Origin of the sequence: Apibacter muscae (assembly GCF_007845595.1) — a bacterium.
Classification (GTDB): domain Bacteria; phylum Bacteroidota; class Bacteroidia; order Flavobacteriales; family Weeksellaceae; genus Apibacter; species Apibacter muscae.
This window is the reverse complement of the sequence record NZ_SELI01000014.1, coordinates 183,709-201,821: the sequence shown is the minus strand read 5'-3', so window position 1 is coordinate 201,821 and position 18,113 is coordinate 183,709. Positions and strand designations below refer to the sequence as shown.

General features: G+C 32.4%; 19 protein-coding genes. All 19 read right to left on the bottom strand.

Going from position 1 to position 18,113, the window contains the following annotated elements:
• Nucleotides 1–98: 98 nt before the first annotated feature.
• Nucleotides 99–353: a hypothetical protein gene (locus ETU10_RS01170; protein ID WP_146309401.1), complete on the bottom strand. Its 255-nt coding sequence runs from the start codon at nt 351–353 to the stop codon at nt 99–101.
• Nucleotides 354–392: 39 nt separating this feature from the next.
• Nucleotides 393–938 (bottom strand): hypothetical protein, encoded by a 546-nt coding sequence (locus tag ETU10_RS01165; RefSeq protein WP_146309400.1) that lies wholly within the window; start codon nt 936–938, stop codon nt 393–395.
• Between the two features lie 7 nt (nt 939–945).
• Complete coding sequence (locus ETU10_RS01160; protein ID WP_146309399.1) at nt 946–1,416, bottom strand: hypothetical protein; 471 nt, start codon at nt 1,414–1,416, stop codon at nt 946–948.
• 119 nt (nt 1,417–1,535) lie between these two features.
• A complete protein-coding gene (locus ETU10_RS01155; RefSeq protein ID WP_146309398.1) occupies nt 1,536–2,819 on the bottom strand; it encodes a hypothetical protein in 1,284 nt (427 codons plus the stop codon).
• A gap of 87 nt (nt 2,820–2,906) precedes the next feature.
• Nucleotides 2,907–3,452: a hypothetical protein gene (locus tag ETU10_RS01150; RefSeq protein WP_146309397.1), complete on the bottom strand. Its 546-nt coding sequence runs from the start codon at nt 3,450–3,452 to the stop codon at nt 2,907–2,909.
• Nucleotides 3,453–3,591: 139 nt separating this feature from the next.
• Nucleotides 3,592–4,170 carry a hypothetical protein gene (locus ETU10_RS01145; RefSeq protein WP_146309396.1) on the bottom strand — a complete coding sequence of 193 codons (579 nt, stop codon included), beginning with the start codon at nt 4,168–4,170 and terminating at the stop codon, nt 3,592–3,594.
• Nucleotides 4,171–4,179: 9 nt separating this feature from the next.
• Entirely contained in the window at nt 4,180–4,728 is a 549-nt protein-coding gene (locus ETU10_RS01140; RefSeq protein ID WP_146309395.1) for a hypothetical protein, read from the bottom strand.
• A gap of 167 nt (nt 4,729–4,895) precedes the next feature.
• Complete coding sequence (locus ETU10_RS01135) at nt 4,896–5,513, bottom strand: hypothetical protein (protein ID WP_146309394.1); 618 nt, start codon at nt 5,511–5,513, stop codon at nt 4,896–4,898.
• Nucleotides 5,510–6,580 carry a LysM peptidoglycan-binding domain-containing protein gene (locus ETU10_RS01130; protein WP_146309393.1) on the bottom strand — a complete coding sequence of 357 codons (1,071 nt, stop codon included), beginning with the start codon at nt 6,578–6,580 and terminating at the stop codon, nt 5,510–5,512. The genes ETU10_RS01135 and ETU10_RS01130 overlap by 4 nt, the downstream gene beginning before the upstream one ends.
• Nucleotides 6,581–6,585: 5 nt before the next feature.
• Nucleotides 6,586–8,778 carry a type VI secretion system Vgr family protein gene (locus ETU10_RS01125; protein ID WP_146309392.1) on the bottom strand — a complete coding sequence of 731 codons (2,193 nt, stop codon included), beginning with the start codon at nt 8,776–8,778 and terminating at the stop codon, nt 6,586–6,588.
• A gap of 287 nt (nt 8,779–9,065) precedes the next feature.
• The gene (locus ETU10_RS01120; protein ID WP_146309391.1) at nt 9,066–10,538 is read right to left on the bottom strand and encodes a complex I subunit 4 family protein; all 1,473 of its coding nucleotides are present in this window, start codon (nt 10,536–10,538) and stop codon (nt 9,066–9,068) included.
• 22 nt (nt 10,539–10,560) lie between these two features.
• Nucleotides 10,561–12,453, bottom strand: a complete 1,893-nt coding sequence (gene nuoL / locus ETU10_RS01115) for an NADH-quinone oxidoreductase subunit L (RefSeq protein WP_146309390.1) — start codon at nt 12,451–12,453, stop codon at nt 10,561–10,563.
• Nucleotides 12,454–12,456: 3 nt separating this feature from the next.
• Nucleotides 12,457–12,783: an NADH-quinone oxidoreductase subunit NuoK gene (nuoK, locus tag ETU10_RS01110; RefSeq protein ID WP_146261120.1), complete on the bottom strand. Its 327-nt coding sequence runs from the start codon at nt 12,781–12,783 to the stop codon at nt 12,457–12,459.
• 41 nt (nt 12,784–12,824) lie between these two features.
• On the bottom strand, nt 12,825–13,319 hold the full coding sequence (locus ETU10_RS01105) for an NADH-quinone oxidoreductase subunit J family protein (RefSeq protein WP_146309389.1): 495 nt from the start codon (nt 13,317–13,319) through the stop codon (nt 12,825–12,827).
• 1 nt (nt 13,320) lies between these two features.
• On the bottom strand, nt 13,321–13,818 hold the full coding sequence (locus ETU10_RS01100) for a NuoI/complex I 23 kDa subunit family protein (protein WP_221410354.1): 498 nt from the start codon (nt 13,816–13,818) through the stop codon (nt 13,321–13,323).
• Nucleotides 13,819–13,893: 75 nt separating this feature from the next.
• The gene (gene nuoH / locus ETU10_RS01095; protein WP_146309388.1) at nt 13,894–14,943 is read right to left on the bottom strand and encodes an NADH-quinone oxidoreductase subunit NuoH; all 1,050 of its coding nucleotides are present in this window, start codon (nt 14,941–14,943) and stop codon (nt 13,894–13,896) included.
• 6 nt (nt 14,944–14,949) lie between these two features.
• Nucleotides 14,950–15,945, bottom strand: coding sequence for a 2Fe-2S iron-sulfur cluster-binding protein (locus tag ETU10_RS01090; RefSeq protein WP_146309387.1), 996 nt, complete (start codon nt 15,943–15,945; stop codon nt 14,950–14,952).
• 19 nt (nt 15,946–15,964) lie between these two features.
• Nucleotides 15,965–16,786, bottom strand: coding sequence for a hypothetical protein (locus tag ETU10_RS01085; RefSeq protein WP_146309386.1), 822 nt, complete (start codon nt 16,784–16,786; stop codon nt 15,965–15,967).
• Nucleotides 16,773–18,104 carry an NADH-quinone oxidoreductase subunit NuoF gene (gene nuoF, locus ETU10_RS01080; protein ID WP_146309385.1) on the bottom strand — a complete coding sequence of 444 codons (1,332 nt, stop codon included), beginning with the start codon at nt 18,102–18,104 and terminating at the stop codon, nt 16,773–16,775. Before nuoF ends, ETU10_RS01085 begins: the two co-directional genes overlap by 14 nt.
• Nucleotides 18,105–18,113 lie beyond the last annotated feature (9 nt).

Genomic DNA, 18,113 nt, shown 5'->3' with positions numbered 1-18,113 from the left:
CTGCATAACTATAATCTTTATCTTGATAAGCCTTCCACCCATCATCTATAAATTGTTTGTCTGGGCTAAATTTATTTCTTTATTCTTTTTATTATACTTTATAAGTGTTTTTTATCTTTTAATTGCAAAATCCATATTTTTATTAATTTTTTACCTAAAAATATTGTAAATAATAAGGTTATTGCTAGATATATAAATATATCCATCATTCGTTGATATAAAGATACTCTTGGTATTATTTGGTGGAATATTATTTCGATAAAAGTTAATAAACATAATATTAAAATACCACATATACCCCCTAGCTTTAATTCTGTTTTAAAATCTACTCCATAAAATTTATATTCTTTCATTTTATAATTATTTAGATTTCTAAGGTAAAATAATTACTATTATGTCTTTCTTGTATAGGTAAGCTTAATTGTGCCTGGAGGGGATAATTTTACTCTTCGATCATTTTTAATAAAATTTTGATTTAAATAAGGTTGAAGTTGCTTGGTAAAGCAATCTATTTCTTCCAAATCTTTTTTTTTAGAAAAAGGTGCTAGAGCTCCAGTTCCTAAGCGTATTTTAATTTTTTCAATAGAGGTAATTATGGTAAAATAACGCAATTCACTTCCTCCATTTATAATAATTTTTTTTATCTGGTCTAAATTTATTTCTTTTTTCTTTTTATTATACTCAATAAGTATTTTTTTATCTTTTAATTGCAAAATCCATATTTTTCTTAATTTTTTACCTAAAAATCTTATAAGTAATAAGGTTATTGCTAGGGATATAAATATATTTATCATTCGTTGATATAATGATACTCTTGGTGTTATTTGGTGGAATATTATTTCGATAAAAGTTAATAAACATAATATTAAAACACCACATATACCTCCTAACTTTAATTCTGTTTTAAAATCTACTCCATAAAATTTATATTCTTTCATTTTAAAATTATTTGGTAAAATTTTGAAGCCTTTTTAAATGAAATTCACAGCTGTTATCTATATTATCTGCTATTTGTTCCATGATAAATAAATCAGCTGTTTCTACTAGCCTATCTTTTTTATTAAACTCTAAACGGACTCTAAATTCTAGTTTATATTCAGTAAAGCCAAATTTAATGTTCGGTTTATGTATTTCATCATATTTTAGTTGTATTTGATTTAAAATTTCAGGAGTTATCTTTAAAGTCCCTACTTTTCGTATTTTTAAAAAATCGTTATTTTCAGATATTTTATCATATCTAAACTCTATAGGAACTATTACAGGAGGTATTATGGTAGAAAGATATTCAAATTCTACATTTATACATTCATCTATAGGAGTAAATAAATATTGATCAAAACAAATAAAATAAAATAAATTTCTTCTGTATTCTTCTTCTGCTAATTCATAAACTGGAGAAAATTGTTTGTTCCCCATGGCTACGAGGTCATTAACTCCTTTAGGATTGGTTTGATTTAGTTTTTTTATAAAACTATTTTCGAATAATTCATTTTCTCTAAACTTAATCCATTTTTCATTGATTTGCTTTTTATTTTTTATTTTAATGGTTCCATAGCAATTAAACTAACATCGGAGGCGTCATTAGCTAAAGCTTTTGCTAATGAAGCTCTTGCATTTTCTGAAAACCAAGTTGCTACAAATGGCAATAAAAATAATATTCCTTCGGCTCCCTTTTTCCCTAGCTCTTTAAGGTTATTTTTATAGGATTGAGCTGTTGCCGCTCTTCCATCTTCTACCATTGAGGGATTCATACGGTTAGTGTTAGGATATCTCATGCTATTCTTCCAATCCGTATGTTTATTAGGATTACTCAATTCTTGCATTAATTCAATAGCAATAGGATTAGTTCTTAATTGTGGTTTTGATAAACCTGCCAATTGATCTAATTTGTTAGCTAGTGCTATATCATCAATTACTAAACCTCCAGCTTTCCAAACAGCAGTTAATTTTTGTACATATTCTACCTTTACTTCAGGGCTAGAATCTGATGCCGGTGGGTTTATTAAATCAGTACCATCTTGGAAGAGATCATCGGGCTTTTCAGGTGATCCTATTATATCATTCCCTTCTACCTTATTCATATTGGCATAGGTTTCACTATCTTTTAACTCTCCTAAATTTTCATGATATCCTCTAATAGCACCTCTTTCTCCCCAAGCTAAAACACTAAATGCTACATAACCGGCTCCCATATTGCGTATAAGAATTCCTCCTGCTGTAAGCTTTCCGCCTATTGTTGTTGCGGCTCCTACAGAGGAAAAAGCCCCGGGTAAGGATAATCCGGCAGCAAAAGAACCAACTATATTTAAACCTAGCTCCCAACGATTATTAGAAGCAACATCAGATGCGGCTTGTTTGGCTGCTGCTTCACTGAAAAAAGGAGTTAGTATTCCACCTGTACCACATTTTAATAAGGAAGCCCCGGTAACGGCTATTTTGCCATTAATTCTTACTGAACTATGAGTTAAATGCCATTGTCCCTTACTTAAAGGACTTGTACATTTATGAACATAAACAGTATATAAAACAGCAGCAGTTGCTGCTATAGCAACACCTGCTACAATCCAACCTACAGGTCCACTTAAAGCTAATGCTAAACCTGCTCCAAAAGCAATAATAGATCCTAATATATTAGCTGGAGATTTACAGGTAAAATTATTATCTAAATTTCTATCTTCTATGTTTAAAACCGGTTGCTGGTTATTTTTATAAAATACCGTAGGTTTTTCCCGTGTATTGGAAAATTTTTGTGGGGCAGAGCTTAATTGATAGGTGCAAACTGCAAAAACTTTGTCTTTAGGTATATAGGATTTTCCCATTATTAATTTATTATATTTATTGATAGAGTTATAAAATAGAGTTATTATTTATAGAATAAGCAAATATTTAAGGATATTTCATTTTATTTATAAATTATTTAAATATAGAAAAACAAACATTATTATTAATAATACCATAGGAAAAAACATATAAGTAATAAAATATATTAAAACATCCCAAAAAATCTTTTTTTCTTTAATATTTAATTTTAAATGCTTATTTAATTCAATTATATATCGATCTTCATCTTCCCATTTTAAAAAAGTTTTAGAAGTTAGAAAATAATACTTATTCCCCTCAGAAAATTTAATTCTTAATATATATCCTATTTTCTTAAAAACAAACCAATAGGAATTATAACTATTTATCAACTCCATTTTTATAGTTTGTATATTTTCTCCCTCTATAATAATCATATTAGTATCTTTGAATTCAAAAATAATAGATTTCCTATTTTTATTCATTAATATAAAAGATAAAATAACTAATAATGAAAGTAGAAAGATTATTATGAAAAATCCTTCATTAAAATAAGTTATTAAAAATACAGCTATTGAAAAACCAAGAAGAAAAAAAATAGAGGCTATAATGAAATATTTATTGCTATATCTAGTAAATTCTAAATTTTTCATATTAATAATTTTATATTTAAATTTTTGTAATCATATTTTTTTACTTTCTTAGACAAACTGCAAAAACTTTGTCTTTAGGTATATAGGATTTTCCCATTTTTATTAATTATTATTTAATTAGATAGCAAGAGCAAACTTATCAGATCATAAAAAATATATAGTAAAAGATACCAATAATAGATAATAGTCCCATTATTAGCATAACCCAAGGTAAAGAGGCTAGTAATAGAATTATATAATCTGCTAGGGTCTTCTTTTTATTTATTCCAATTTCAATAAAATAATTTTTTATTTTATCATAATTTTCATCATCGATCTTAGTTTTTTTTTCAAAATTTTTAAAATTAATCCAAAAATAATAATTTTCCACTCCCTGTATTCTTATTATATACCCCATTTTTTTTATTAATAAATAATAAATATTATAATTATTAATATCTGAATATGGTATTTTAATAAAACTATTTTCTTTAGAAATAGTTAATAAATTTTCAGAATTGGAAAATAAAAAATTAACTAATCTTGAATATTTTTTAATAATTATAAAATTAATAATAGCAATTATAGATGCACAGGTTATAATAAAATAAGTTTGATTGGTGGTATAACTAATTTTTTTAGCAAATAAAGCAATTAAACCAACCAAAGGAAGAACAACCAAAGCAGATAAAAACATTACTTTAATATTTATAGCCCTTAATTGTACATTTTGTTGCATGTTTCTATTTTATAAAAAAAATATTATACTTATTAAAGTACTTAAGAATAAAAGTATAGGAGAGATGGTTATAAGTAATATTATCCAATCAATTATATTTTTTTTTGAAGTTTTTTGTGTGAATTGGGTTATATTTTCTTGTAATTCGATAAAATTATTTTTATAGTTATCATTTTTATTTATGGGTGGAATACTATAAAAATAGTGGTTTTTATTATTTGCTCTTATTCTTAGAATATACCCCCACTTTTTTAAAAGTAAATAGTATATGGCATACTGAAATATTTGTTCTTTTCTTAAGGATAAAGCTTTACTTTTTTTATCATCAATTATTAATTCATTCAAATTAAAATGAAATGTTGTTAAAGACGTATTTTTATTAATTAAATAAGCAAGAAAAGAAAAAACTATAGTACATAAGAATATGACAAAAATCATAGTATTTTTTATCTTTAAATATTGTCCTACCTGAGCTCCTATAAATATCAGTATAAAAGTTATAAGTGTATAAGTTATAATCTTTTTTAAGCTAATTGTATTTGTTTGTATTGTATTCATTTCTAGTTCTTATAACTTTCAATAATCATTTATATTTTTATATTGACTTTTTTCAAATAATAAAATACCTAATAATAATACTCCAATAAATATAATCTATGGATAGATGCTAAAGAGTGTACAGCTTTAAATGTTACTTTTTTAATTTCGTTCATTAATACAATATTTTATAAATACTTTGAAATAGCATTTATAAATTCTACATTATAGATTCCTGTTGCATGAAGAATAACTAAAAATACAATAATAAAACTGGTTATAATCATTAACCAAGGTGTAGAAGCTAAAAATAAAGTTATAAAATCGGAATAGGTGTATTTTTTTTCACATTTTTCTAATCCTTTTTTCACTTTTATCAGACTTTCAGTAAAACTATTATCTAAAGCACTATTATTTACCATCCAATAATAATTATTTCTATTTGTTTTTAGTCTGAACATAATACCCATTTTTTTTATTAATAAATAATAAATATTATAGTTATCTATATTTGTATAATAAACTTTATTACTTTTTTTCTTTTTTTTATCTGATATAACAAGGTGTTCTTTGTAAAAAATTAACTCTAATTCATTCATTGTAAATTTTAAAATCAAACAAAACCCAATAGTGATAATAGATAAACAGAATATTATTAAATAGGTTTGATTCACCATAAAATGATTTTTTTCAGCTAATAAGGCTATAGAATAAACTAATGGAAATAATAATAAAAATCCTATAATAAATACTAAAGTATTTATTGTATATATTAATGTTTTATCCTGTATTTCAATTTCTTTCATAATTCCACTTTTCTAATGGTATATTCTGTAACTGCCTCAAAATTATTTTTTATCTTTTCACAAAGAGAAGCTTTCGCTTCTAGTAAAAGATTATCTGCATTTATTGAATAGGTAATTCTATAGATATAATTAAACTCTGTATAATTATACTTAATCATAGGTTTATATAATTCATCATATCGTTGCTTTAAGTCTTCTTCTGATAAATTATTTCTATTTAAAGTGCCTACTAATCTATAGGTAGTAATTCCATTTTCTTCTTTTACTTTAGATTTAACAACATGGGTAGTTAGCTCTAAATTAGGAAAGAGTTGAGAATATTGTTTAATATCATAGTCTTGTAGTTCTTCTCCTATATTTGCCCGTAATAAAATATGGAAAAATAAATTTTTCCCTAATGTAACTCCTAAATTTTGTTGGGAAGAGAACTCTTTATTTCCTGTATCTATAATATCCTGAGCTTGTTTGGGTGATTTCTCTTTCAAACTTTTATAAAGAGGATCTTCAAGTAATTTTTTATCTCTAAAAATTTTCCATTTTTCTTCTAATTCATACTTATTTAAAATTTCAGATACTTCTCCCTTTCTATTTTGTCTAACTATTACTTTATCCTTTATTTTTTCTATTTTTTCTCCAAATTCAAATCCTTCTTTAAAATAAACAGGTTCTACCGAAAAATTAGAATCTTCTAAAATTATCTTTATAGCCATTGGTTGCTCTTTAGATAAACAATAAAGATATTGACTTTTTGTTTCTGAGGATAAGGTTATAGTTTCCTCATTTATACGTGTAACATTAAATTGTTCACACCTATACCTTGCAAGTGGCTCGAAACTAAAAGAAGGATCTATAGGTTTGGATGTTTTTAGAACTACCTTCTTAATAATAGGAATCCTGATTTTCTGCATTGCCGAGGCATATTCTGCTCCTCCAAAAAAACCACTGAAAAAAGTACGCATTTCAGGATTGGCTTTCTTTAATTCCTCTATGCTTATATTGTGCTTTTGGGCAATTGCAGAAAGCTTTTCCTCTCCCTCAACTATATGTAGTTTAAATTCTTCGCTCATTTTATTTAATTTATATCTACTTGATTTCCCTCTATCTTTACATTTCCATCCACCTTCATTCCTGGAATTGCACCTGCTTTTCCTACTTCGGTTAAGCTAGATCCTATTACTTTGGTTTCTTCCCCTGTGGCTGTTATTTTTTTACCATTTATATTAATGGTTCCATCTGAAAACATTTCAAAGGTACTGGCTCCTACAGTAATCTTTAAGCTGGTAGTTCCATCTAAAGTAATATTACCCCCATTATCCATCAAAAGTTTTGCCTGTCCATCCGGAGCCTCTTTGGTACCACCCACTGTAATTGCATGGCTGGTCGAAGTACCTAAGGAGGAATTTCCGGCCCCATCAAAATTCATACTGGTTTGTCCATGATCTTCTAATAAAACAGAACCTGCCTGATCGTTCATTAATAATTTATTCCCGCTGGCGGTTTGCAATCCCTTCATATAGTTTCCGGCTCCCCCATGTCCGGATTTTCCTTTACCGTTAAACATGGCGCCTAGGCTTACGGGTTTTTCTGCGTTCCCGTTCTCAAAGCTTACGATTACTTCTTCTCCAATTTCAGGGATTACATGCATTCCTTTTCCGTTGCCGGCGTATGGGGTGATGGAGCGGATCCAGGGGCTTTGTCCTCCATAGGCTTTCTGCCATGGGAATTGTACTCGTATGCGGCTCATGCCCTCAGGGTCGTTGTTATCGGTGACGATGGCGGATTGCTCTTCACAGGCTGGAAAGGCGTCTTCATCCATATAGGGGGGGACTTCATTGTCTTTCGGGATGGCTATCACTTCGTTGTAATAGCCTTCGGTTACGTCTTGGTAGTGTTTTATCTCTAATATTCGATAGGATTCTAAGGGGACTTCTCCGTTTTTAAAGATTTCATGCCCGGGCATCCAGGCTTTGAGTTTTATGGTATCTCCGACTCTTAGGTCGGGTTTATTGGTTTTGGCTTCCATAAAAAAGACATTCTGTCTTTTTTGTTTTTGTCTTTTTACGGCTTCTTTTAGTTCGTATTCGCCTGCTTCCATTAAACTGTGATTATACAGGGAGGATGGGACTTTGGTATATATGTCTTCGGAGGCTTGCATGGCGTATTGTTGAAAGGGATTCACTAGTCGTCTACTGAGGCTTACTGCTTCGGATTTCACGGTGTGTGCTTTTGCTTGTTTGGCGTCGTAGGCTATATAGCTGAACTTCTGGGGGACGAGTTGCATGTGTAACTTACAATCATATACGTCTTGTTCTTCTACTAGTTCAAAGCCTTTCGCTCCATAGGGGCTAAATACAATTTGTTGTCCGTTATAATATAACCATTCTCCGTATCGGGTGGCTAAGCGTTTGATAAAGTTCCAGTCGGATTCTCGGTATTGTACGGTATACAGGAGTTTTTCTTTCATTTGGGGTTGAATCTCCCATTGTACTAAATCTTGGGGATATTCTGTGGTGGCTTCTTGTATGATTCCTGCTAGGTCTTTGTTTTCATAGCTTTGGGTATCGAGTCCGTTTTCTAGTAATATGGTGGGGGATTTTCCGGTTAATACTAGTTTGGATTCTCCGTTTTCGCGGATATTGGTGATGTCTGTTATTATTCCTGTGTATACCAGGGCTGGTTTTCCATACTGCATGAATTGTATGGTGGTTCTTTTTCCTAGGTAATTTCTGGAGGTTTCTAGGGGGTAGGCTTTTGCTCCATCTATCGCATCGGAATAACAGGTGATGGTAAAGGTGTCGTGGTCTGCTATTTTTTGTTTGATTTCTACGGTAAAATGACTCTCGGCCAGTACTCTTTGTCCTGCGATCTGGATTTTACTGTAAACGATATGGGAGTTGGCTAGGTTGGTTTCGGGGTCTCCACCGTAAGTGGCAATAAGTGAATTGAGTCCTTTAAACTCGGCGTACTGCTCCGGGGTAATCAGTCCGTTAGGGAGTGTGGTTAAATCTCCGGGAATGATTTTTTTTATTTCTTGGGCTTGATGGGCGATATTTTTTGCTGTATCTACGGATTTTTTGGCTTTATCTATGGCTTCTTGTACGGGGGCGGTGAGTTCGGTTAGTTTATCCGCTAGCTGATCTTCTAAATTAGATAATTTGTCGGTGAGTCCGCTTAAATCTGCAGCGTTTTCAACAATTTTACCTGTGGATAATGAAGAAGAAGCTTTTCCTGCTCCTTTTCCTAAATTAGGATCTATGATTGACATATAATTAAGTTTAAAAATAATTAAGTTTTAAATGCTTATGATGCTATAAAATTAAACATTTTAATTAGATAAAAAAATATTTTTTTTTATTTGAATATATAAATCTATGATAATCAATGTATATTAAAATAAACCTCTGGTTTATCTTAATTTTTAGTTATAATTTCTTTAACGGAAGTTTTCTAAGGAATTGTATATAGGTTTTAGTTATTACTGTATTTTCCAAATGGACATAAAAAAAAGACTTCTGTAAACAGAAGTCTTTTTTTATATATTTTTTTAAATGTTTATGAATTAAATATGTGAGCTATTTGAGACGTGTAGCTTACAACCAAATTTAGCAAAGGTTGAGGAAATATTCCAAGCACGAAAACTAAAACCGCTAATATTCCTAACCCCAATTGATCGGCGCATGAAATGTCTTTTTGGTTCGATAAAAATTCTTTATTCCCCTGTCCAAACATTGCCATCCCATACATTTTGGTTACGTACACTGCTCCTAAAATAAGGGTTAGTCCTGCGAATATTGCTCCCCAAGTAGATAAAGTAAACACGGCTTTTAGCAATAGAAATTCACCAATGAATGCATTGGTGAGTGGTAAGCCCATGGATCCTAATGATACAATCATAAACAATACTGCAAAAATAGGAGCTTTGGAAGCCAATCCTCCCATTTGTGACAAATCTCTGGTTCCAAATCTTCGTATTAGAAGATCAGCGGCATAAAACAATCCTACCACATTTATTCCGTGTGCCAACATTTGAAACGAAGCTCCTTCAAAACCTGTTACGCTTGTTCCGCATTGAGCAGTTACTATGGAACTAGCCAAAATTCCTGCTGCAATTAAACCTACGTGCGCCATAGAGGAAAAGGCTATTAATCGTTTTATATCTTTTTGCACCATAGCAATTAAGGATGCATAAACAATTCCTACGATGGATAAAACCAAGGCAATAGAACCTGAAATTCCGCCAAGCGCGTAGGGAGTTAAAGGAACTAACAAAACCAACATACCGAATACCCCCATTTTCAACATAATTCCCGATAATAGCATGGAGCCTTGGGTAGGTGCCATCGTATAGGTATCGGCTTGCCACGTATGAAAAGGAAAAATCGGTAACTTTATAGCAAACGCTATAAAAAACATCCAAAATAAGTAGATCTGCGCCTTAGGATCTATTTCTGCTGCATATAAATCTTTAAAGTCAAAAGAACCGGCTTGTGTGTAGGCATAAATAAGACCTACCAGCATAAATAATGACCCGAAGAAAGTATATATAAAAAATTTTAGATTTATTTTCGTTTTATTTTCACCTGTGCCATAGATTCCACATATAAACCAAATGGGTATTAGGGTTAATTCCCAAAATATATAAAACATAAGACCATCCAGCGCTAAAAATAAGCCTATTAGCCCAAATTGCATAAGTAAAATAAGAGCATAAAATTGGGAAGGTCTGGAATCTTTAAAACTGGAAAATATAATTATGGGAACTAGTACATTGGTTAAAAGCAACATTAAAAGTGATAAGCCTCCAATTCCGAAATGAAAGGCTGAGCGAATGGGAGAGAAATATAATTTCTGTCCAATTTCAAAAGTTGAGGTATGTTCTACCGAAAATTGCATTCCAACCGCAAGGGCTAAAAATAAGCTTATGAGCGAAAAGCCAAGGGCTATAAATTTAGAATGGTTGGATTTTACGATAAACAAAAGTAAAGATCCAAGGAGGGGTAATAGTAATAGGAGTATGGTTAACATTATCTTTTCTTTGGTTTAAAAATTAATGACTTATAAATCTTAGGGCTAATAGTATTACTGCAATGGCTAATGACATCGCTAAAACATAGAATTCTGCATTCCCGTTTTGAACTGATTTAAGCCATTGCCCTATACACTGTATAATTTTAGTAATTCCTACCACTGTCCCATTAATTATATATTTATCGACTATATTTTTTAGAAAATTTGACAAATGAAGGACCGGATTTACCACTATTTCATTGTACAATTCATTTACGTATGCGGCTCGTGCAGAAGTTTTTTCCCATCCGGTCAGGTTTTCAACCATTTGGGGTTTTGCTTTTTTAATCACATAGCACCTGTAAGTAAATACTGCAACTAAAACTATCACTGTAAGTGTAAGAATTAATAAAATCATTTCTACTACAAAGGTGGGTTCTTCATGAGGAATATTTCCTACATATATAGGGCTTAACCAATGTGCAAATTTATGTGAAATGGCTTTTCCTAAATAATGAGGTAAATTCAATACACCTCCAAATATTGTTAAAATTGCTAAAACTATCAAAGGAATTGTCATGACTTTAGGACTTTCATGAAGATGAGATTTTTGCTTTTCATTTCCTCTAAATTCTCCAAAGAAGGTAAGAAATAGCAAACGAAACATATAAATACAGGTTAAAGCTGCTGAAAATAGGGTTAGCCCCCATACCCATTTACTTTTTTCCCAGATGGCAATTAGTATTTCATCTTTAGAAAACATACCTGCCAAAGGAGGAACTCCGCATATAGCTAAGGTTGCAATTAAAAAGGTGACATAGGTTACCGGTATTTTTTTTCTTAGTCCTCCCATGTACCTCATATCTTGTTCTCCTCCCATGGCATGAATCACGCTTCCAGCTCCTAAAAATAAAAGTGCTTTAAAAAATGCGTGTGTAGTTACATGAAATAGAGCGGTGGTATAGGTGCCTGCACCTAAAGCTATAAACATTAGCCCTAACTGCGAAACGGTTGAATATGCCAACACTTTTTTTATATCGTTTTGTCTAAGTCCTATAAATGCAGCTAATATGGAAGTTGCTAATCCTATATACATTATAAAATCTAAAGTACAAGGAACTAAAGTATAGATGGCATTGGTACGCACAATCATATAGATTCCGGCGGTTACCATGGTTGCGGCATGGATTAATGCAGAAACCGGGGTAGGCCCAGCCATTGCATCGGGCAACCAAGTGTACAATGGGATCTGCGCTGATTTCCCCATAGCTCCAATAAACAGAAATAGGGTAGCCGTTATAAGGATTGGATCATTGACAGAAAATTTGTGTGCTTGTGTAGCTATGTCCGTAAATTCTATGCTTCCCATGTAATAAGCAAGCAAGAAAATACCTATTAAGAGTCCTAAATCTCCTATACGATTCATGACAAAGGCTTTCCTAGCCGCATATCCGTACTCTTGATTTTTATACCAGAACCCTATAAGTAGGTAAGAACAAAATCCAACTCCTTCCCAACCAATAAACAAAATAAGAAAATTGCTCCCCATTACTAATAATAGCATGGAGAATATAAATAAATTTAGATAGGAGAAGAATTTTGAAAAGCCTTCATCGTCATGCATATACCCTATGGAGTATAGATGAATTAAAGTTCCAATTCCGGTTACAATCATCATCATTACTAAGGATAGTTGATCGATTTGAAATGAAAAATTAACTTTCAAATCATCCACGGTAAACCAGTTGAATAGTACTGCTTTTTCCATGGATTGAAAATTACAAAAAAGTACTACCGACATTAGGAAGGGTACAAATACAACCAGAGTAGCAATAGTTCCAACGATGTTTTTAGGTAATTTTTTACCTAATAGTCCATTAATGATAAAACCTAATAGTGGTAATATTGGTATTAAATATATAATTTTATCCATTTTTTAACCCTTTAATCTATTAAATAAACTTATATCCACCGAACGAGTATTTCTGTACATCAAGGCAATAATCGCTAATCCTACCGCTACTTCCGCCGCTGCTACTACCATAATGAAAAATACTAAAATTTGTCCGTCTGCATCTCCTTTATAGGCAGAGAAGGCAGCCAATAATAAATTCACTGAATTTAACATTAACTCTACACATCCTAGAATTATAATTGCATTTCTCCTTACCAATACTCCTGTAACTCCTATACAAAACAATAGGGTAGCTAGGTATATAAAGTAGTCAATCGGAACGATTTTTATTAAACTGTTTACTTCCATTTTATTTTTTTTGAAACATAAAATATTCTCGGTATTTTATATTATAAATCTCTTTTTCCTAACATTACTGAACCTACTAGAGCAGCTAAGAATAATATTCCTGCAAGCTCGAAGGGTAACACATATTTACTGAACAATAATAGTCCTAGGTTTTTAGTTAGACCTATTTGACTGTCCGGATCTGCCGGAAAAGGAATTTTCTCAAAACCTTTGAGTGCTCCTAAAAATGCTATAAATACCAATCCTCCACAAAGGGTTGCAAGAATTCTAAAGGAATTTCCTTTTAAAGGCTCGTCTTTACGTTTTAAATTTAACATCATCAAAACATAAAGAAATAACACCATAATGGCACCTGAATAAACGATTACTTGTACAGCTCCTAAGAATTGTGCATTTAAAAGTATATACAATCCTGATATGGAAAAAAAAGTTAGGATTAGTGCTATTATACTATGCATAGCGTTCTTGCTAAAAACAACAAACAAGGCACTAAGTACCGCACAAGTGGATATTACATATAATAAAATTGCTTCCATACTATTTTTCTATGGTATACTTTTTAATTTGTCTTTTTGAAATATCAATTCTGTTTTCCACGGATTCTACCAAACGGTCTTTTCCATAAACAAAATCTCTTCTTTCTTGCTCCGGCAACACCAATCGGTCTGTTAAAAAAATAGCTTCTTTAGGGCAAGCTTCTTCACACATCCCACAGAAAATACATCTCAACATATTTATTTCATAATTTTCGGCGTATTTTTCTTCTCTATAAAGGTTTTCTTCTCCCGGCTTTCTTTCTGCTGCAATCATAGTGATTGCTTCTGCTGGACAAGCCAACGCACATAAACCGCAAGCGGTACATCTTTCTCTTCCTTCCTCGTCTCTTTTCAATACGTGCCTACCACGGTAAACGGGACTAAATTCTCTTTTTTTCTCTGGGTAAGCGGTAGTTACTGGTTTTTTAAAGAAGTGGCTAAAAGTAATCTTCATACCTCCTAAAATGGCAGGTAGATAAATTCTTTCTTTGAGTGACATTTCTTTATTTGAAACCACTTTTGATCTATTGGTAAGCCTTTGCATAAATTTAATTCTCTTTGTTTTTTTAAACTATTATTTAAAAACCACTACCACTGCTGTTATTAACAAATTTAGAATTGCTAAAGGAATCATAATTTGCCAACCCAATTTCATTAATTGGTCGTATCTGAATCTTGGTAAAGTCCAACGTACCCACATAAAGCAGAAAATACAAAAAATAATTTTTATTAGGAAAACTACTATGCTTATAATTCCAATTGCATTCACGCCTAGGGTTCCATTTTCAGCCAATTCATTCATAAAAGGAAAGCTATAGCCTCCAAAGAATAATGTACTGATTAATGCGGAACTTATAAACATATTGATATATTCTGCAAATAAAAATGTACCAAATTTCATGGAGCCGTATTCTGTATGATATCCTCCAACTAATTCAGATTCACACTCTGCTAGATCAAAAGGCGCTCTGTTTAATTCGGCAAATGAACAGGTAACAAATAATATAAAAGCTAAGGGTTGGTAAAAGACATTCCAAGACATTCCATTTAAGAATGTAAGACCATATAAATTTCCAGCTTGACCTTCTACCATGGTACGTAAGTCCAAGGTCCCGGTCATCATAATAATTGACAAGAGAGACAACCCCATCGCAAGCTCATAAGATATCATTTGCGAGGACGCTCGTATCGCTCCCAATAGGGAATATTTATTATTGGATGCCCAACCTCCTAACATGATTCCATACACTCCTATAGATACTATTCCCATAATATATAGAACTCCAATATCAATATTTGCCACTTGTACTAAATAAGTTTCTCCTCCTATTAATAATGATTTTCCCCAAGGTATTACTGCACTAGTGCTTAAGGCAATAATCATTAATATGGCTGGTGAAATTATAAACAACCATTTTTCTGCATTTCTAGGTACAAAATCTTCTTTAAAAAAAAGTTTTCCCCCATCGCATAAGGGTTGTAATAAACCAAACTTCCCTGCTCTGTTGGGACCAATTCTGTCTTGTAAAAAAGCAGCTACTTTCCTTTCCATTAAGGTTTCATAAGCGGCTGCACCTAAACATAATAAGAATAAGATAACTACTAATACTACGGTAAACCACATATCTCTTTATTCTATTGTTTTAATATTATTGTTTTTAAGTTTGTAATGAGGATCGTTCTTAGGCAATGGTAATTCGTATTGATTGACTGAAATTACTGAATGTTTATTAATTGGAGTAGGTCCTTCAATTGTCCAATCATTTAGATCCTTTCTTTCAAACCTACACTCGTTGCAAATAAATTCTTCTACTTCGTTGTACTGATCTTTTCTAGCAGTAACTCTTATAATTTCATTCCCTTTTACCCATAATACTGCCTTACCACTACATTTTTCACATTTGCAGGTTGCATTTACTGGTTCTGTGAACCAAACCCTACTCTTAAATCTTGCCGTTCTATCTGTTAATGCTCCTACAGGGCAAACATCTATCACGTTTCCTGAAAAATCATTAGTGATAGCTTTGTTTAAATAAGTACTAATTTCTGCATGATCCCCTCTAAATAGTATTCCTTGATTTCTCTGATCTGTAAGCTGGTTCGCTACTAAAATGCAACGTGCACAGAGAATACAACGATTCATATTTAGTTTAATATAGGGTCCTAAATCATCGGGTTGAAAGGTTCTTCTAGGAAATTCAGAACGGGTTCGTTCCAACCCATGTTCATAGGCTAAATCTTGCAGTTTACATTCTCCGGCTTGATCGCATACTGGACAATCTAAGGGATGATTTATTAATAATAATTCTGTTACCCCCTGCACCGCTTCCACAACTTTAGGAGAAGTGATTACTTTAACTTCCATTCCATCCATGACTTGAGTACGACAGGCGGGAACAAGTTTGGGCATGGGACGTGGATCTTTTTCAGATCCTTTGGAAACTTCTACTAAGCAAGTACGACAACGTCCTCCGCTCCCTTCTAACTTACTATAGTAACACATAGTTGGTGGAACTGAGGGTCCACCTATTTCACGAGCTGCCTCTACAATAGAGATTCCTGGTTTTACCTCTATGGTAACTCCATCAATGGTAACTTTTATTTTATTTATTACTTCTTCACTCATATCTTTTTAATCTACTACATTAAAAATGCCAACTAAAGCCAAATGTATAGTTCCATTGTAAGAACAGTATGGTTTGCGAGGCTTTATCTGATTTATTTGAGGTTGTTCGAATATCTGGCAATGCTATTAAACCTTCTTTGAGTTCTGTGCGTAAGAAAAATAATTTCCAAAAAAGAAGCTCTGCTCCAATTTTAGCATCTACTCCCCATCCCGCTAAGTGGAATTTATCATGTCTAGGATTCCCCATTAATGTGGAATTAGTTTTAGGGATAACTAAACCAACACCACCTCCGGCAATTCCATTAAATTTGAAAAATCCTGCTTCGAGAAAATTGTGATAATATTCCAAATCTAGGTTTAAATAGTTTAATCCATCGGTATGTTCCAGATGCAAAAAACTATCGTCTAAGTAAATGTATTGTCCGTCTTGGATGGCATTTTCATACCCGGGTACATTGATTTCTCCAGTTGCTTTCACCCATTGTCCCGGGCGAACCACATATTTCATGTGATCAACCCCTAAGGATAACGCCCAATTGTCTTTAAAAAAATATCCTATTCTATAATTGGTTTGTGGAATCGTAACTCTTCCCGGGTTTAAATAATCATGAAAATTAAAGTTTAGGGGTTTATCATCTGCTTTTACAGCATGTAGGGTAAAGTTATAGTTATCCCCCGTAAAATGTACGGATGATCTGCCATATACCGCTCGGTTCCAACCCCAATAAGCGTATACTTCTCCTTTTTTATGGGCAATTTTTTTCTCTTGTCCAGAAAATTGGGTAGCGATTAAACCTATCCATATGCATAGTAGTAGCCTAATTGTTTTATACGCATGCATAATTGGCTATTCCGTAATTTTTAGTTAAACATTCTGGATTGTTTATGTGCCACTCAAACTCATCTCTAAAGTGTCTGATAGCTGCTGCCACCGGCCATGCTGCTGCATCTCCCAAAGGACATATAGTTTTACCTTCTATTTTACTTTGCACATCCCATAATAAATCTATATCTTCATAAGTTCCTTTTCCTTCTTCTATTTTCTTTAGAATTCTATATAACCAACCGGTTCCTTCTCTGCAAGGGGTACATTGTCCACAACTTTCATGATTATAAAATCTTGCCAGAGTCATGGTGTGTCTTACCACACATTGGTCTTCATCAAGAACTATAAATCCTCCAGACCCTAACATTGTTCCGCTTTCAAAACCTCCGACGGACAAGCTTTCATAATTCATGTATCTTGTTTCTCCATCAGCGGTTTTCAACAACAACTTGGCTGGTACGATTGGCACGGAAGAGCCTCCGGGTATACAAGCTTTTAGCTTTTTACCGTTGGGTATACCCCCGCAATATTCTTCACTATATATAAATTCTTCTACACTTAGATTAAAGTCTATTTCATAAACTCCAGGTTTATTTATGTTTCCACAAGCAGATATTAATTTTGTTCCTGTGGAACGCCCTACTCCTATTTTCGCATACTCTGCACCTGATATTTCTATGATAGATGGGACAGAGGAAATAGTTTCTACGTTGTTAACTACTGTTGGGCATTGGTACAATCCTTTCACTGCTGGAAATGGAGGTTTTAAACGTGGATTCCCTCTTTTTCCTTCCAAGGATTCTATAAGTGCTGTTTCTTCCCCACACACATAAGCTCCTGCTCCTCTCTGCACGTATATCTCTAAATCGTACCCTGTATTTTTTATATTTTTACCTAAAAAACCATTATCTTTAGCTTCTTGAATTGCTTGTTCTAATATATCCGGGATCCAAGAATACTCTCCTCTTATATATATGTAAGAGGTATTAGTTCCAAGACAATAAGAAGAGATTATAATTCCTTCAATCAATTTATGAGGAATATACTCCATTAAAAAACGATCTTTAAAAGTTCCAGGTTCAGACTCATCCGCATTAACTACTAAATAACGAGGCACACCCTCAGGTTTTGCTAAAAAGCTCCATTTCATTCCTGTGGGGAATCCTGCACCACCTCTTCCTCTTAAGCCACTTGCTTTGACTTCCTCTAATATTTCTTCAGGAGTCATTTTTAGGGCTTTATCCACAGATGTATAACCCCCATGATTCCTGTAAACTTCAAAACCTCTAATCCCTTCTACATTAATATGCGTAAGTAGTAATTTATTATTCATTTAAATTTA

Excerpts from the sequence above, each read along its gene's own strand:
- ETU10_RS01130 (WP_146309393.1), bottom strand. The coding sequence starts at position 6,580 with ATGAGCGAAGAATTTAAACTACATATAGTTGAGGGAGAGGAAAAGCTT.
- ETU10_RS01125 (WP_146309392.1), bottom strand. The coding sequence starts at position 8,778 with ATGTCAATCATAGATCCTAATTTAGGAAAAGGAGCAGGAAAAGCTTCT.
- ETU10_RS01120 (WP_146309391.1), bottom strand. The coding sequence starts at position 10,538 with ATGTTAACCATACTCCTATTACTATTACCCCTCCTTGGATCTTTACTT.
- ETU10_RS01165 (WP_146309400.1), bottom strand. The coding sequence starts at position 938 with ATGAAAGAATATAAATTTTATGGAGTAGATTTTAAAACAGAATTAAAG.
- ETU10_RS01155 (WP_146309398.1), bottom strand. The coding sequence starts at position 2,819 with ATGGGAAAATCCTATATACCTAAAGACAAAGTTTTTGCAGTTTGCACC.
- ETU10_RS01135 (WP_146309394.1), bottom strand. The coding sequence starts at position 5,513 with ATGAAAGAAATTGAAATACAGGATAAAACATTAATATATACAATAAAT.
- ETU10_RS01105 (WP_146309389.1), bottom strand. The coding sequence starts at position 13,319 with ATGGAAGCAATTTTATTATATGTAATATCCACTTGTGCGGTACTTAGT.
- ETU10_RS01090 (WP_146309387.1), bottom strand. The coding sequence starts at position 15,945 with ATGAGTGAAGAAGTAATAAATAAAATAAAAGTTACCATTGATGGAGTT.
- ETU10_RS01140 (WP_146309395.1), bottom strand. The coding sequence starts at position 4,728 with ATGAATACAATACAAACAAATACAATTAGCTTAAAAAAGATTATAACT.
- nuoL (WP_146309390.1), bottom strand. The coding sequence starts at position 12,453 with ATGGATAAAATTATATATTTAATACCAATATTACCACTATTAGGTTTT.
- ETU10_RS01145 (WP_146309396.1), bottom strand. The coding sequence starts at position 4,170 with ATGCAACAAAATGTACAATTAAGGGCTATAAATATTAAAGTAATGTTT.
- ETU10_RS01150 (WP_146309397.1), bottom strand. The coding sequence starts at position 3,452 with ATGAAAAATTTAGAATTTACTAGATATAGCAATAAATATTTCATTATA.
- nuoK (WP_146261120.1), bottom strand. The coding sequence starts at position 12,783 with ATGGAAGTAAACAGTTTAATAAAAATCGTTCCGATTGACTACTTTATA.
- ETU10_RS01160 (WP_146309399.1), bottom strand. The coding sequence starts at position 1,416 with ATGGGGAACAAACAATTTTCTCCAGTTTATGAATTAGCAGAAGAAGAA.
- nuoF (WP_146309385.1), bottom strand. The coding sequence starts at position 18,104 with ATGAATAATAAATTACTACTTACGCATATTAATGTAGAAGGGATTAGA.
- nuoH (WP_146309388.1), bottom strand. The coding sequence starts at position 14,943 with ATGTGGTTTACCGTAGTATTAGTAGTTATCTTATTCTTATTATGTTTA.
- ETU10_RS01100 (WP_221410354.1), bottom strand. The coding sequence starts at position 13,818 with ATGTCACTCAAAGAAAGAATTTATCTACCTGCCATTTTAGGAGGTATG.
- ETU10_RS01170 (WP_146309401.1), bottom strand. The coding sequence starts at position 353 with ATGAAAGAATATAAATTTTATGGAGTAGATTTTAAAACAGAATTAAAG.
- ETU10_RS01085 (WP_146309386.1), bottom strand. The coding sequence starts at position 16,786 with ATGCATGCGTATAAAACAATTAGGCTACTACTATGCATATGGATAGGT.